Origin of the sequence: Microcoleus vaginatus HSN003, assembly GCF_022701255.1 — a bacterium.
Lineage (GTDB): Bacteria > Cyanobacteriota > Cyanobacteriia > Cyanobacteriales > Microcoleaceae > Microcoleus > Microcoleus vaginatus_B.
This window is the reverse complement of the sequence record NZ_CP031705.1, coordinates 868339-884606: the sequence shown is the minus strand read 5'-3', so window position 1 is coordinate 884606 and position 16268 is coordinate 868339. Positions and strand designations below refer to the sequence as shown.

General features: G+C 46.2%; 7 protein-coding genes. 2 read left to right on the top strand and 5 right to left on the bottom strand.

What is annotated here, in order from left to right:
• Nucleotides 1–4809, bottom strand: a complete 4809-nt coding sequence (locus tag D0A37_RS03725; protein ID WP_242721241.1) for a non-ribosomal peptide synthetase — start codon at nt 4807–4809, stop codon at nt 1–3.
• Between the two features lie 154 nt (nt 4810–4963).
• On the opposite strand from D0A37_RS03725, the gene D0A37_RS03720 reads away from it, so the two are divergent.
• Nucleotides 4964–6073: an alpha/beta fold hydrolase gene (locus D0A37_RS03720; RefSeq protein ID WP_242721239.1), complete on the top strand. Its 1110-nt coding sequence runs from the start codon at nt 4964–4966 to the stop codon at nt 6071–6073.
• 412 nt (nt 6074–6485) lie between these two features.
• On the opposite strand, the gene D0A37_RS03715 is transcribed toward D0A37_RS03720, so the two are convergent.
• The 3 genes from D0A37_RS03715 to D0A37_RS03710 form a co-directional block, all read right to left on the bottom strand.
• Complete coding sequence (locus D0A37_RS03715) at nt 6486–7583, bottom strand: sensor histidine kinase (protein WP_242721238.1); 1098 nt, start codon at nt 7581–7583, stop codon at nt 6486–6488.
• Nucleotides 7584–8152: 569 nt separating this feature from the next.
• Nucleotides 8153–8284 carry a hypothetical protein gene (locus tag D0A37_RS28895; RefSeq protein WP_278187154.1) on the bottom strand — a complete coding sequence of 44 codons (132 nt, stop codon included), beginning with the start codon at nt 8282–8284 and terminating at the stop codon, nt 8153–8155.
• Between the two features lie 41 nt (nt 8285–8325).
• On the bottom strand, nt 8326–11661 hold the full coding sequence (locus D0A37_RS03710) for a non-ribosomal peptide synthetase (protein ID WP_242721235.1): 3336 nt from the start codon (nt 11659–11661) through the stop codon (nt 8326–8328).
• A gap of 536 nt (nt 11662–12197) precedes the next feature.
• On the opposite strand from D0A37_RS03710, the gene D0A37_RS03705 reads away from it, so the two are divergent.
• Nucleotides 12198–13973 (top strand): DMT family transporter, encoded by a 1776-nt coding sequence (locus D0A37_RS03705; protein WP_242721232.1) that lies wholly within the window; start codon nt 12198–12200, stop codon nt 13971–13973.
• Between the two features lie 299 nt (nt 13974–14272).
• On the opposite strand, the gene D0A37_RS03700 is transcribed toward D0A37_RS03705, so the two are convergent.
• Nucleotides 14273–16267 (bottom strand): bifunctional serine/threonine-protein kinase/formylglycine-generating enzyme family protein, encoded by a 1995-nt coding sequence (locus tag D0A37_RS03700; protein WP_242721229.1) that lies wholly within the window; start codon nt 16265–16267, stop codon nt 14273–14275.
• Between the last annotated feature and the right edge of the window lies 1 nt (nt 16268).

Below are 16268 nucleotides of genomic sequence, written 5' to 3'. Positions count from 1 at the left end.
TTATTTACTTTCTTGATTAAAAGATGATAGCTTCATCCGCCGACTGTCGCGAGAAATCGCCACTAAAGCAGGAGCTTTAATATTAGCATCGCTCTCCTTTAAACTCTCCACAATCTTAGATAATTCTGCAATTGTCGGTGCTTCAAAAACCCGGCGCAAAGGCAACTCTACCGCGAAAGCATCTCGCACTCTAGAAACAAGCTGAGTCGCCAGCAGCGAATGGCCTCCTAATTCAAAGAAATTGTCCCGGATACCCACTCGCTTTATCCCCAAAACCTCAACCCAAATTTTCACTAAAACTTCCTCAATAGAAGTCTGAGGTGCAACATAACCGCCAGCCCATTCTAACTTAATCGGCTCCGGTGCAGGCAAAGCGAGGCGATCGACCTTTCCGTTAGCCGTCACCGGTAGCGACTCCAGCACCACAAAAGCCGACGGAACCATATATTCCGGCAGTTTTTCTGCTAGATAAGCCTGCAACTGTGGCACTAATTTCCGTGCTACTTTACCTTGTAAGGGATTATTAGCATAAGAGCGCCAAGGACGCAAGTTATCGCTTCGGGTTTCTCGCACAAAATCTCTAGTTTCGCCCCGTGCAAACACTACATCGTAGCGCCCTTGACTGTCGGAATTAGACCAACTAATATTAACATTATACGGAACTTCCAAAGCATACCACGCTTCGGGATCTACTCCTAAATCCTCGACTTTTTCCACGGCTTTCTGCAACTGACCTGCTGTTGGAAATTTATCGACCACATACAGCAATTCTGCCGCCTTAACTGCTGCCGTTACCCGCGCATTAGGCACATTAGCAATTATTAAAACATCGAGTTGATTTTGCAATAATATTTGTTGCACCTTGGTAACAGTCAGATTCTGATTTTCAGCCGACCAATCCAGCCGTTTCTCTGCGCCCCACTCCCCTTTTAACGAGGATTTTGGGCGTGCTGCTTCAGACGCAATATGCAGAATAGCATTGTACCGAAAATCAGTTAACTCATTGTGATAACTACCGCGAATTAATTGAATCTCTACGCCGTCAATCTGCGGAAAGTGGTGTTTTAATGCGCTAAAAAAATCTGGTTCAATCACTAACTCTGTTTCTTGAAAAATTTGCATTTGTACTCGCTGCTGCAACTGTTCGCCCGCGAGAGAAGGTTCGGCTTGATACAGTTGTACCGAAGCGTGGAAAGCTGCCAGCAACGGCAAGCTGCGGACATCTCCGATGAATATAAAGCCGCCGGGAGCAGTTGCTTTCACCGCACCTTCTAGCACCTGCACGAGATAGTCGATATTTGGGAAATATTGCACGACAGAGTTGAGAATCACCGCGTCAAAAGCTGCTGTCTCTACTCCTTCAAAGTCTGTCGCCATTTTCTGAAGCAGCGTTACATTAGCTAACTCTTGATTTGCCAAGTGCTGCCGAATATAGTTGAGCGAAATAGGTGAAAAGTCTGTGCCGCAATATTGAGTGCAGCGAGGCGCAATTTGGAACAGCAACAAACCTGTGCCGCAGCCAATTTCTAACACTCGGCTAGGCTGCAAAGCTAAAATTTGGGCGGCTTGATTGTTCGCCCAGTCGCGCATCTGTTCTGCTGGGATTGGCTGATTAGTATAACTGCTATTCCAGCCGACAATGTTAAAGGTTGGATCTGACTCAACAGCAGGTTGATTGTAAGTTTCATTGTAGAGCATTTGCCACTGCAAAACCTGTTCGTCCTGCAATTGCATTATTTGGTTTTTTTCGCTGGCAGTGCTATATTCAGGATTCAGGGCAATATAAGCTACTAAACGTTTATCTCCCTGTCCATCTTCCGAAGCTATTGCTACAGTTTGCTGCACGGCCAGATGTTGAGTTAATACTGTCTCGATTTCTCCTAATTCGATGCGGAAACCGCGAATTTTTACTTGTTCGTCAAGGCGTCCCAAAAATTCAAGGTTGCGATCGGCTCTGTAGCGCACTAAGTCGCCGGTTTTGTAAATTCGATCTGCTGAATTTAGTTTAAAAGGATTGACAATAAAGCGCTGTGCGGTTAAATCTGGGCGGTTGAGGTAGCCGCGAGCGAGTCCGTTTCCGCCGATGTACAATTCGCCAACAACGCCCACTGGTACGGGCTGCAAATATTTGTCTAATATGTAGATTTGAGTGTTAGCAATGGGGCGGCCAATTGTCGGGGCGATGTCTGTTTGCTCTGTTACAGGAATATAACCGGAAGTTGTGACGACGGTGTTTTCGGTTGGGCCGTAATTATTTACTAGCTTAAATGGATGGGATTTTAAAGGATGTTGTTGCAGTTTTTCGCCGCCTGTGAGCAAGATTCGTAACGCTGTTGTTTGAGGCCAATCTAATAGCAAAACTTTCTCGGCTAAAGGTGTTGGCAAAAAGCTAATTGTGATTGCTTTTGATACTAACCAGTTTTGCAGTTTTTCAGGATCTCGCCTGATGTCATCTTCTGGAAAGTAGATGCTAGCTCCCGCGGCGAGATAAGGCCAAATTTCCCACCCGCAAGCATCAAAGCCGATCGCTGCTATTTGCGTGGCTCGATCGCCCGCTGACACCCCAAACTCTCTTTGATGCCAAAAAACGAGATTTAACAAGCTCCCGTGCTCAATTTCAACTCCTTTCGGCTTTCCCGTAGAGCCGGAGGTGTAAATCGCGTAAGCCCGATTTTCGGCTGTGACTGCGCTGGTGGGATTGTCGGCGATTTCTTGGGAAATCATCTCCCAGTCTGTGTCTAAACAAACTATCTGTAAATTGGGCGAGCGCAAATTCTCTACCCATTGCTGCTGAGTTAACACAACAGATAATTGAGCGTCTTTTAGCATAAAGCTCGATCGCTCAGCAGGATAGCTCGGATCTAAAATTAAGTAAGCTCCTCCCGCTTTCAGGATACCCAACATCCCCACGATCAGATCGAGCGATCGCCCGCAGCAAAGCCCGACTAAAACTTCCGCCCCAACCCCCATTTTTTGCAGATAACGTGCTAGTTGGTTGCTGCGGAGATTTAGCTCTCCATAGGTGACTCGCTCCTCTCCAAATACCAGCGCCACCGCATCCGGTGTCCGATCGGCCTGCATTTCAAATAGCTGATGAATGCACAAATCTTGCGGATAATCGGCCTGAGTGTTGTTGCATTCAACTAACAAATGATAGCGCTCTTTGGCGCTCAAATATTGCAAATTTGCGATTCGCTGTTCGGGATTTGCAACAATGCTTTCTAACAGAGTTTGAAAATGCCCGAGCATTCGGGTAATCGTAGCTTCATCAAATAAATCGGCGCTGTAAATAACCATGCCGCTGATGCCCTCCGAGCTATCAACCCACAGCTTATTGCTGGGCGATTGGTTGCTTCCCGAGCTGTTGGGCGATCGCTCCCACAAATGAAACTCCAAATCAAACCGCGCTGTACCCACATCTAACTGCTGCGGGCTGAGTGTTAATTCTGGCAATTCTAACCTATTCCCCGGCGCGTTTTGCAGCGCAAACGCCACCTGAAATAAGGGATTTTGGTTCAACGCGCGATCGGGGTGCAGTTCTTCTACTAACTTCTCAAACGGCAAATCTTGGTGAGCGTAAGCTCCTAATGCTACCTCTTTGACTCGATTTAAAAGTTCCCGAAAAGTTGGATTTCCCGACAAATCTGTACGCAGCACCAAACTGTTGACAAAAAACCCGATTAATGCTTCAATTTCACTGCGGTTGCGATTGGCGATCGGCGAACCTACAACAATATCTTCTTGCTGCGCGTAATGGTAAAGCAACGTTTTAAAAGCTGCCAGCATTGTCATAAACAGCGTCACTCCTTCGCGCTGGCTCAACGTTTCTAGAGCCTCGCTCAGTTGTTTTGGCAGTTGCAAAAATTGCCTTTTGCCTCGGTAACTTTGGATTGCTGGCCTGGGTCGATCTGCAGGCAAATTTAGCATAGAAATGCCGTTTAACTGCTGCCGCCAGTAAGCAAGCTGCGTTTCTAAAACCTCCCCTTGCAGCCATTCGCGCTGCCATTTTGCAAAATCAGCATACTGGATCGACAAAGCCGGTAAAGGCGAAGGTTTTTCGCTAGCAAATGCCGTGTAAAGTGCGCCTAATTCCTGAATTAGCACTCCGATAGACCAACCATCGGAGACAATGTGGTGCATATTCAGCATTAGTAAATATTCGGCATCATCTAACTGCAATAATGTGACTCGCAGCAACAAGTCATTGGACAAATTGAAAGAGCGTTGAGCTTCCTCAGCGGTGAGCCTGTTTGCTTCAGTTTGTCGAGATTCCTTTGGCAAGTTTCGCAAGTCCACTACATTAATCGGAAGATGGAAAGCAGCAGCTATTCTCTGAACAGGTTGCCCCGAAACTACTGCTAAAGTCGTGCGTAAAGCTTCGTGGCGGCGCACAATTTCATTGAAGGTTTGTTGCAGCGCCGAAAAATTGAGCGAACCTGTCAAACGCAATGCTGCGGGAACATTATAGAAGGGATTGTTCGGTACTAATTGGTCGAGAAACCACAAGCGCTGCTGTGCAAAGGAAAGCGGTAGATTTCCGTCCCGCCCCATAGGAACAATCGGTGTCGGAGTGAAACTAGAAGTACGATTAGCTGCTTTTAAAAATGAAACAATTTCGGCTTTTTTCTGAGAAATTTTGGCGCGCAGTTCTGGTGTAAGAATTCCTTCGGGAGCGTTGCAGCGTAGGCGAGAGTCCTCAACAAAAACATTAATATCTAGACTGCGAAGGTAAGATAAAAACTCAACTAACTCCACCCTGACAGAATCTCTGGCATTTGGCGATGAACTCGATATTTTTGGATCGGGCATTTTGAGTCATCCTGTCATTACTTGGGCAAATCAATCAAAGAAATTCCACCAGCGCACAAGTTAAGAGCTTAACTTATCGCTTGCTTACTGTGGCCTAACCTGAGTATGATTCTGTGTGAATCCGCAACCCAAATTCTACCCAAGGTTTCAGCTTATGCCGTTCATGCCCTTCAATTTCCTGTTCCTATGGCTGGTGGGACTGCTGTCCATCGGCGTACTTGGCGGAGGTATATACATTCTCTATGAATGGTACATAGGCGAACTTGTAGGGAATTCCTACTTAGTCAGCGGAGTCTTGATGGTTCTTTGGTCTGTTGGTGGCCGCTTTATCAGTTTGCCCCTGTTCCGCCGCCCGGGTGCTGACGAACCGAAGCCGACGCGGACGGGTACGGTGCAGCGGGTAGAGAGGCCTGATGGCACTATTTTACAAGTAGAATTCTACGGCCCAGAGGACGGACAGCCGATTATCCTCTGCCATGGTTGGGGGCCCAACAGTATGGTTTGGTATTACGCGAAACGGCAACTAAGCGATCGCTTCCGAGTGATTGTTTGGGATCTTCCAGGTCTGGGAAAATCCACTCGACCAAAAAACAGCGACTACTCCCTAGAAAAATTTGCCCGCGATCTCGAAGCCGTCATTGCCATAGCAGGAAATAAACCTGTTATCCTACTCGGACACAGCATAGGCGGCATGATTTGTCTAACATTCAGTCGGCTTTTCCCAGAACTTCTCGGTAGTCGAGTAGCTGGTTTAATTCTGGTAGATACGACTTATACTAATCCTCTCAAAACCGCTATTTTTAGCGGTTTATGGCGCGCTTTGCAGAAGCCGCTGCTCCAACCTCTACTCTATCTCACCATAGCTCTTGAACCTATTATGTGGGGAATGACTTGGCTGAGCTATCTCAATGGTTCACTGTACATCAGTGTAGAAGTATCGGGATTTAAAGGCACTGAAACGCGCGGTCAATTAGATTTTTCAGCTTTCTTATCAGCCTTGGGTTCTCCCGGCGTTCTCGCTCGCGGCACACTGGGAATGCTCAAATTTGAGGAAACAAAAACTTTGCCATCAATTGACATTCCTGTGTTGGTGATATGCGGCGATTCAGATATCGCCACTACCCCCCCAGCTAGCCTGCGGATGAAAGCAGAATTACCTCAAGCAGAGCTAGTTACTATACCGAAAGGAGGACACATGGCATTAATTGAGCATAACCAGCAGTTTGCAGAAGCTGTCAGGGCTTTCTGCACTGAAATTTCGTGACTAAAAATGTGAGTTAAAATCTTGTAGGTTCTGGCTGGGCCGGCCTTAAAATTCGGCGTTGCACAATTTGATGATGATTCTTGTGGGGTGTCCCGCCTGCTGTGAAAATACACGCCTTCGGGCGACAAACTGAGACTAAACGAAGCCAGCATCAGTGTTATGAATCGCCAAACTCGTATGAAGGTTATTTTGCTCTGCCTCCTAATAGTAATAATGTGAGGAGTTCGTGAGGTAGATATATCTCTGATTTGTCAATCCCGAAAGGCGTTGTTTCGCATCAGGAAGGCTTAAAGATAGCGGGTGTAGAGCGATCGCCTTTGCTGAAGCGCTTCCTCTGTGAATCAGCTCAAAATGTGGACTGTGGATTCATCATTTTATAGCCTATTTTTCTTCTTAGTCTTAATGCCCCGAACTAAAGAAGAACTTTAGGTAAATTGATAATAAAGCTTGTCCCCTTGCCCTCTGCACTTTCAACCGCAAGTGTCCCTTTATGGGCTTCAGTAATACTCTTTGCTAAAAATAATCCTAATCCCCAGCCGGTTTGCTCCTCGGCAGAAATGGTTCGACGAAATTGTTGAAATAGGATGGATTGAGCGTCTAGGGCGATCGGCTCGCCTTCATTATGGATAGTAAGGCTGATCTGCGTTTCAGTTTGCTGGAGCGTGAGTGTAATCGGCGTACTAGCACTACCATATTTCACAGCGTTAACTGCTAAATTTTCAATCACCCGCCGTATTTCTTTACGGCTGCAAACAGTCCTCATATCAGAATTAGAGACTACAACAAACCGCTCTCCATAAGCGAAGCTCAAATCTTCTACCACCTCTTGGACTAGCATCACAAAATCGCATTCTTCAAATTCAATCTTTAAGCTCTGCCCTGCCCGCAGCCGACTCGCATCAAGCAGATTTTGAATCATCGAATCCAGCCGATTGATCGCACTGAGCATCCTCGCCGCCACATCCACATGGCTGTCTCCTCGTTCAAGCCGCCGCAGAGTTAGTTGAGTTCCCATTTTTACTACATTGATGGGATTTCTGAGGTCGTGAGTTAGCGTCACCATAAATAGTTCTTGAATATCTCGCAGCGTTTCCGAGAATTGAGTGGCAGCATCATTAACGGCTTGCTCAATGGAGCCGATAATAATATCTCGATCCTCCACTCCTAAAGGTGCTTCTTCTTCTAAAACTTGAAATATTACTTGACGGAGGAGCTGATACTCGAAAATGAGTTCACTAATAGAATAGTCAGCATATCCCGCCCGTTCATGCCCATGCAGCTTGCCAATCCGCGTACTTTCTACCTCGTCGGCGGTGATTCGGCCAGGTGTCCTGACAATTCTGTTGGAGAGTTCATCTACCAGTTGGTTTAAGTACAGAGGTAGGGAATTTTGCAAAACAAGAGAATTTTGATGCGTGGATGCACCCACTTCATCACGCGCCCGCTTCTCCCACACCCGCATAATTTTTTCAGAATTTTGTTTAAGACGGTCAGACGCTTGGTTGGACATCGTTTCTGATTTTCTTGATGACTGGTTGTTGAGAGAACATTTTCTCCCTTATTTATAATGCCCCGCCAGCAATCTTGCAAGTATATAGGCAGCATCAGCCTTTAGGAGGTTAGCAAGTAACAGGTCTAAATCTCCTCCTGAAGCAGGCTTGAATATCAGTTCCCATTGCGGTAATTTCTACCGACAGGGCTTGAATAGATTTTGCACTGGTTAGTTATGCTTCCTCATTCTCGCCATTCTGACCGAAAGCATCCAGGATACAAGCCCCCGGATTCATCCGTGAAGAAATAAAAAACCTCTATCCGATAAACAAGCCCCCGAATTTATCCGTGGGGTCAATCTAAAATCTAAAATCTAAAATCTAAAATCGATTGACTCACCAATAAATTTGATTCCAAAATTTTAGATAAAGACGAGCCAAATGGTGATGCCATAGCTTCTAGTAGAGGATTCAGTCCCAATATTATCTCAACATTTAGATGTCAAATATTACATCTGTTGGGGTTCTATTCCTCTGGTTTCCTGTCGCCAATTTGATTGCACTTAGACACACACTTTTTAGGAGCATCTCATATTTGTAAAAACACTTCTTCTGGCTTCTTCCTTCTTCCTTTTTCCTTCTTCCTCCTGCCTCCTGCCTCAAAACTCCAATTTCTAGCTTGGCTCCAAAAGTGAGATGCTCCCCACTTTTGGACGGTCATTCCCGAAAACAATCAAAATCATCCCGCAATTATGTAAGGCCTTAAAATTCCACATCTTCTCGCTCACTTTCGTCTGTTCTGGGAGTATCCAAACCAGTCGCGGCCCAGCGCATTGTTTCAATGTATTTTGCCAGACTCGCCACAGTCGGGGCCTCAAACAAATTGCTGACCGGTAACTCAACTTGCAAAGCGTCTCGGATGCGAGAAATCAACTGAGTTGCTAGCAGAGAATGCCCCCCTAGTTCAAAGAAATTATCGTAGATACTAACCTGCTGTTTTCCCAAAACCTTAGCCCAAATTTTTCCCAGCATTTCTTCGAGATCAGTGCGAGGCGCTACATAATTTTCTGTTAGATCCTCGCTGTCTGTATCTATATCAGGCAAGGCGCGGCGGTCTACTTTACCATTAGGCGTCAGTGGCAGATTCTCCAACACTGCATAAGTTGCAGGAACCATATATCCTGGTAACTTTTCTTTCAAAAATTGCCGCAATTCACTTGACTTGAGATTGTGAATCTCTGATTTTTCATTAATGCCGTCAGGAATAACATAAGCTACCAAATGTTTATCGTCTGGGATGTCTTCCTTCACAATTACTACTGCTTGGCGCACTTGTGGATGCTGGCACAAAGCCGCTTCAATTTCTCCCAATTCGATGCGGTAGCCGCGAATTTTTACTTGGTCGTCTATGCGACCTAAAAACTCGATGTTGCCGTCAGCCCAATAGCGGCCTAAATCACCTGTTTTATAAAGGCTAGAACCAGGTTTATTGCTAAAAGGATTAGGAATGAATGCAGGCGCAGTTAAATCAGGCTGGTTGAGGTAGCCTTTCGCCAGTCCGTCACCGCCGAGGTACAATTGACCTATAACACCGATCGCCACCGGCTGCAAATCCGCATCGAGGAGATAAATTTGCGTGTTGGCGATCGGGCGGCCGATGGGGATAGATGTTGCAGTTTCGGGTACGTCTTGCACGCAGTAATAAGCCGAAAATGTGGTATTTTCTGTAGGCCCGTAAACGTGAATTAATTGAGTGGTTTGCGCCTGTTTTAGAACTTTTTTAACCCATCTCATATCGACCGCTTCTCCGCCAAACAGCAAGCAGCGCAGCGAATTAAAAGCTTGCGGTAAAACTCTAGCAATTTGTTGAAATAAGGCCGTTGTTAAAAACAAAACGGTGATGCCTTGTTGGCGCAGTTCTAAGGCTAAATCGTGAGGCGAAAGGGTAATATTTGTGCTAATTCCCACGAGTTGAGCGCCGTTAAGCAAGGCTCCCCAAATCTCGAATGTGGCTGCATCGAATGAAGCGTTTGATGCTTGGGCAATTTTATCGGTAGGTTCTATTTTTATATAGTTTGTGTTGAGTACCAGCCGATTTACTGCTTTGTGGGTGACAGCAACTCCCTTGGGTTTTCCTGTGGAGCCAGATGTGTAAATAACGTAAGCTAGGTTGTCTGCTGTTACGGTGTTGGCGGGATTTTCAGCGCTTTCTTTGGCTATGTGTTCCCAATCGCGATCGAAGTAAATCACCGAGTTTGAGAAGTCTCGGAAATTCTCAATCAATTTATCTTGAATTAGCAAGACTTTAACTTGAGCATCTTCCAGCATCAAGTTTAGCCGATCGCGCGGATAGCTCGGATCTAACGGTAGATAGACTCCTCCCGCTTTCAGTATAGCCAACATCCCGACAATTAGGTCGATCGATCGCTCTGCACAAAGCCCCACTAAAACCTCCGCCCCCACGCCCATTTTTTGCAGGTAGCGCGCCAGTTGGTTGCTGCGACTGTTGAGTTCTCTGTAAGTCAGGTGCTGGCTGTCGAAAGTTAGGGCAACATCCTCCAGATGCTGCAGGGCTCGCTCTTCAAATAACTGATGAATGCACTTATCTTGAGGATAATCTGTCCGAGTATCGTTCCATTCTCTGAATAATTGATTCACTTCATCCTCGCTCAATAAAGGTAAGTTAGCAATTCCTTGTTCTGGATTAGCAACAATGCTTTCCAGCAGCGTTTTAAAATGCCTCAGCATTCGGGCGATCGTAACTTCATCAAATAAATCCGTATTGTACACAGCTAAGCCTCTGAGCCCTTCCGAATCTTCCCAATGTTCGCCGTATCTGCTCCTAAAATTATCGGAAGCTTCCCACAAATACAGCTCTAAATCAAAGCGCGTTGTTTGAGTCTCCAAAGGAAAAGAGCTCAACTTTAATCCTGGCAATTCTAGCTCGTCCAGCGGCACATTTTGCAGCCCGAATACCACCTGAAACAGCGGGTGGCGATTCAACGATCGCTCTGGGTGCAATTCCTCGACGAGCTTCTCAAAAGGCACATCTTGGTGAGCATAAGCTCCCAGGGTTACTTCCCGCACCCGGCTCAAAAAATCTCGAAATGTCGGGTTTCCTGAGCAGTCTGTTCGCAGCACTAAAGTATTGACAAAAAAACCGATTAATGCTTCTATTTCGCTGCGGTTGCGATTGGCGATCGGCGAACCTACCACAATATCTTCTTGTTGTGAGTAACGGTAAAGCAAAGTTTGAAATGCTGCGAGGACTGTCATAAATAAAGTCGCTCCTTCTCGCTGCGAGAGCGCTACAAGTGCGTCCTTCAAGTTTTTTGGCAGTTCTAAATATTGAGTTTTTCCGCGATAATTTTGCATAGCTGGTGCAGGGCGATCGGTCGGCAAATTTAACACAGAAATCCCGTGCAATTGCTGCTGCCAATAAGCTAGCTGAGTTTCTAATACTTCACCTTGCAGCCATTCGCGCTGCCATTCGGCAAAATCGGCATATTGAAGTGATAATTCTGGGAGGGGAGATGGCTGTTGATTTATCAAAGCTGTATAGATAGCCTCCAGTTCTCGAATTAGCACACCGATCGACCAATCATCGGAGGCGATGTGGTGCATATTTAGCAATAGAATATGCTCGGTTTCTGTCAGCCGCAGGATGGTGACTCGCATCAGCGGCCCGGTGGATAAATTGAAAGGGCGAAGAGATTCTGCTGCGGAGAGTTTCTTTGCTTCTGTGTGGCGTTGTTCTGGGGGCAAATGTTGCAGTTCTAATAGTTTTAAATTAGTCTTGAAAGCGGGAGAGATTATCTGCACTGGTTGACCTGATACCGCTGCAAAAGTGGTTCGCAAAGTTTCGTGTCGCTGCACTATTTCGTTGAAGGTTTGCTCTAAGGCTGTTAAGTTGAGGGAACCAGTTAAGCGCAGTGCTGTTACTACATTATAGAAAGGGTTTTCCGGTGTGAATTGGTCGAGAAACCACAAGCGCTGCTGGGCAAATGAGGCGGGAAAGACAAAGACTTCGGCTTCTGAGGAAATATTCAGTTTTTGTCGATCGCTTGTAAAGGAATTGTCATAAATTTCGGATACCATATCAGTTGCTCTTGGGGGATGGGATGTGTTAATTTTTTGATGCGCGGGGTGGCTTTTTGACGGTGCGATCGCCTCTTAAAACTTTCGCGAGCAAAAGATCGGAACTGTTAAAATCATAAACCTGGGTGCGGGAGTGCGCGAGAAAGGCGGACAAAAGAAACCGGATTTCTCACCGCAGGATCAAGTTATCCGTTGAGGGGCTAGGAGTGCCACCCCCCAATCAAATTTAGTCGCCCAACTGAGTCTTAGGCTTGTGATTCGGGTGCCATCGGGTGAGTTAGATGCGAGAATTACCGGGAGCAATCCGTGGAGAGGTCAAGCTGTAGTATGATTTCTAATTGCACAAAGTGTTCTTGGGGGGATTCCCTGCGGGATAGCTTTGCTTCACGCAATTTTCTCACATTTCTAGCTTAGCGACTACTATTGATTCAACAGTGTCCGCAATCTTTTAGATCAACTCACTAAAACTTGCGGCCTGATTTGTCAAAATACTTAAGAACACTGAACGTGCAGTTTAAATTAGAGGTTATAGGCTAATGGCGCAGCGGAACGTATACTCGTCAAAGGACGAGCCAGAGGATGCACAATCAGCAGAAGAAGTCCTCCACTCAGTAATGCAAGAACTGGACGCTTTGCATCAAAATGTCAAAGGCCAGTTAAATCAAGACATTACTCGGCTGCAAACTGAAAAAAATCACCTGATTGAAGATATTGAAGACCTCCGGGAGCAATATCGGAAATTGCAGTCTCAGCAGATGGAATCTCTGTCGGGGCGATACATTCAGCAGCAGCAATTGTGGCTGAAGCAGTTGGCTCAAGTTTTGGCTCACAATTTGCAAGATTTGTTGGTGCAGCGGTTCAACGAACTCAGCGCTAACTCGGGACATTCTCTTAGCAGCCCGATTCCCAGCGGCGAGTTCCCGATACCCCTGCCACCGAGCAACTACGACGAACGAGCCTCGGAGTTGTTGGCGGCGCTGGATGAAAGGATCGATCGCAGTTTCCAGATGCTGGAACAAGATTTAACCAGTTACGAAAGCGAGCTTTCCGTGCGGCTCAACAACATGAAAACCCTGGAAATGCAAGGGGAAGAGCTGTTACAAAATCTCGTAAACCGCATCAGGGAAGAACTCGAATCAGAAGAAGCATATCTTGACAATCCTTTCGATGCTCAAGATTCCTATCCCGATGAATCAACTAATTCTGTTAATTCTGTCCGCCCGCAATTTCTGCAGCCAACACCTGTGGAAACGCCGCGAGAACCGCTGCCCCAGCCTTCTTCAGCGCCTGCTGCAACTGTTAAAGCATCTTCTCAAGTACAGACAGGTTTGGTGCTAGCTTTGTCTTCGGCGGTGGTATTGTCGCTGTTTAATGTTTGTTTAAGAATTCTGATTAAAGGCAAAAACCCTCGGATGGTTTTTGGGTGGTTTGAATTTCCGGGGGTGGTGACTCCAGGTTTTGGAAATTCTTTGTTGATTTTGTTGATGCGGCTGATCGTGGTGATGGCTTTGATGCCGATATTGGCGACATTTCTGTATCCTTCTGTATGGAAAGATATTAGACGGTTGTTCGAGTCGGGCGATCGAGCTTTGTGGAGTAAAGTTTTAGGAAGCGCATTTTTTCTGTTTTTGTCTCAGGTTTTGATTTATTTGGCGATCGGCAATATTCCAGCGGGGATTGCGATTACGATTTTCTTTATTTATCCGATCGTCACCGTACTAGGTTCTTGGATCTTGTTTGGTTCTCGCCCCACCAGAGTCGGCTTTTTTGCGATCTTCGGGATTACCGTAGGTCTGATTTTAGCTGGGTTGCCGAGTTTTGCGGCCCAAGCTCCAGGCGGCGGCAATGTCGGGGTGGGAGTCACGGCTGCACTGGCTTCTGGGATTACCTTTGCAGGTTACGTATTGCTGACGCAAATGGCCGCGGGCAAGCTGCACCCAATTCCTTTTAGTTTAGTTAATTTTGCCGCGATTTTTGTATTTTCTGCCCTGAGTTTGTGGGTGCCACTGTCGGACAATTTTGCTCCTAACATCGACCCAGATGTTTGGCCTGGTTTGATTTTGGGAGGCGTTGTTTTAGGGGTGCTGACGCTGTTTAGCTATCTTTTGAATAATTTTGCCATCCGCTTTGCGGGAGCCGCCTTAGCGTCCGTAATTGGCACTTTGGGGCCGGCGATGACCGCACTTTTTGCGTTTATAATTATCAATGAGAAGTTGCAGCCTGTGGCAATTCTTGGCATGGCTGTGGTGACATTAAGCGTGGCTGCTATGAGTGTGGAACGCATAATGGCTCCTCAGAAGAAGGCTAGTTAATATCAATTCCGGTTGCACCGTCCGTGATTGTTGACTGTTGACTGTTGACTGTTGACTGGCGGGTCGAAAAACTGAATGATTGAGTGTTAACTGTTGACTCGATTTTATTATTCCGATGCAACCGGAAACGATATAAGGCAAGAATTTGGGCGATCGCCCATTCCAAAACCCGGTTTCTTCAAGAAACCGGGTTTCTCTATGCCGAGACAATATAAATAGGCTTATTGCATAAATCTTTGATTGATAGGGAAACCGCAGAGGCATTTCAAGATAAGAGAACGAATGCCTACAATTGGAGTCTAAACAACAGAAAGAACCACTCGAAAACCCACAATACTAGCCTTACAATCCGGCTGATATCTGAGGCGGCACGCGCTGCGACAATTCGGAGGATGATCGTTCCAAGAACCCCCCCGCAACAACCTCAGCGAAGAGTCCCCGTCAGACTCCCAAACGCTACCATCAGCAGGCGCACCGTTATAATTATTGTGCCAAGAATCCCCGCACCATTCCCAAACATTTCCGTGGAAATCGTACAATCCAAAAGCATTAGGTTTAAAACTGCCAACATCTGTCGTTTGAAAGCGATAAACTCCCTTCGACGCATCAGCGTAATTAGAATTTCCGTTGTAATTGGCTAACTCGCTGGTAATCGTTTCCCCAAAGTGAAACGGCCCCGTAGTTTGCCCCCGGCAAGCATATTCCCATTGGGCTTCGCTAGGTAAGCGGTAATTCTTACCCGTTTTGCGAGAAACTCGATCGCAAAACTCCACTGCCTCGTACCAAGATACATTTTCTATAGGTCGATTTGCACCTTTAAAACGGGCAGCATCGGGATTGAGAAATATTTTAATTTCTGGCAGCGCCGCCACTGCTTTCCACTGGGCCTGAGTGACTGGAAATTTGCTAATATAGAAAGATCCTAAAGTTACTGGGTGCTGCGGTTTTTCGTCGCTGTCACCCCGATTTTTTGGGGAACCCATGAGGAAAGTACCGCCAGGAACCGATACCATTTCCAGCACTGTACTGCTACCAAGATGTTCTTCAAAAAAACGCGCTTTGCCGCTTTTAACATTAGTTTGCTGCCCGCGCTTGTCTACTGTCACTACCTGAAATTCAAAAGTGCTTTTGACAGCCGGAATTCTCTGCGATGCCTTGTTATGAGGCGGATTGGTGTTGGATTTTCCCCTGGGATTGACAGAGATATTGCTGTTGATTTGCCCGCTTTGATTGAGCGGGGTATTGATGGCAAGTTGTCCTCCCTTTGTCCGAAAAGAATTTAGAGCAAGTTGTCCTCCATTGGCACAATGGGGTTGGGGAGGTAAAGAATAGAGATTTAAAGCTTTGATTACTTCATCAGCAGATTGATATCTATTTTTGAGATAATCTTCACTTAACTTATCTAAAATTTTTGTCAACTCGCTGCTGACTTTTGTGCTGGCGGGCAACCGTTCTCTCCAAACCCAGCCGCCGTTTATGGGGTCATAAAGGTCATCGGAACCGTCAACTTTTGGCAAACATTGAGTTAGCAGTCTGAGGCAAGTTATTCCTAAACTGTACAAATCGCTTCCGGGGAAAACTTGACCGCGCATTTGTTCTATGGGCGAATATCCGGGCGTTCCTACCGTTGTGCCTACTTTGCTCATCAGCGAGCCCGTCACTTGTTTGGAAATGCCGAAATCTATCAAAACTAACTCTCCGCGCCCTCCTCTTCGGAAAGCTGAATTGCGAAAATTTCCCGGCTTTGGCAGGGATGAGCTAACAGAGGTGCGGCGGCGCATGATATTCTCAAGTTTGATGTCTCGGTGAATGACATTGCGATCGTGCACAAATTTCAAAATCGGCAGTACATCTGCGAGTAACTGCCAAATTTTTTCTTCGCTAAAAACACCCTGCTGAGTTAATTCTGCTAGTAAAGTTTGCCCCTCAATCAACTCTTGTACTAAATAAAGTCGCTTGTCTTGCTCAAAATAAGCAATTAATCGAGGAATTTGGGGATGTTCGCCGAGTTCGTAAAGTCGTTTTGCTTCTTGCTTAAACAATTCTGCGGCTTTTTCAAGTGCTGAGGTTCCTTGAAATTGGGGTACAAACTGCTTGATTACGCAGGGATCGTCCATGCGATCAGTATCTACCGCTTCATAAGTTCTGCCAAATCCCCCTTCGCCCAACAGTCGAATCACGCGGTAGCGATTTCTGAATAAAGGGTTGAGGCCTTGCGCTCCGCAACTTTGACAGAATTTAGAATTGTCGGGATTGAAAGGATGGGAGCAACTTGGATTAGAACAGTAGAACATA

Bases quoted from the DNA above. Each gene is read 5' to 3' on its own strand.
- D0A37_RS03725 (WP_242721241.1), bottom strand. From the start codon at position 4,809: ATGCCCGATCCAAAAATATCGAGTTCATCGCCAAATGCCAGAGATTCT.
- D0A37_RS03720 (WP_242721239.1), top strand. From the start codon at position 4,964: ATGCCGTTCATGCCCTTCAATTTCCTGTTCCTATGGCTGGTGGGACTG.
- D0A37_RS03715 (WP_242721238.1), bottom strand. From the start codon at position 7,583: ATGTCCAACCAAGCGTCTGACCGTCTTAAACAAAATTCTGAAAAAATT.
- D0A37_RS28895 (WP_278187154.1), bottom strand. From the start codon at position 8,284: ATGACCGTCCAAAAGTGGGGAGCATCTCACTTTTGGAGCCAAGCTAGA.
- D0A37_RS03710 (WP_242721235.1), bottom strand. From the start codon at position 11,661: ATGGTATCCGAAATTTATGACAATTCCTTTACAAGCGATCGACAAAAA.
- D0A37_RS03705 (WP_242721232.1), top strand. From the start codon at position 12,198: ATGGCGCAGCGGAACGTATACTCGTCAAAGGACGAGCCAGAGGATGCA.
- D0A37_RS03700 (WP_242721229.1), bottom strand. From the start codon at position 16,267: ATGTTCTACTGTTCTAATCCAAGTTGCTCCCATCCTTTCAATCCCGAC.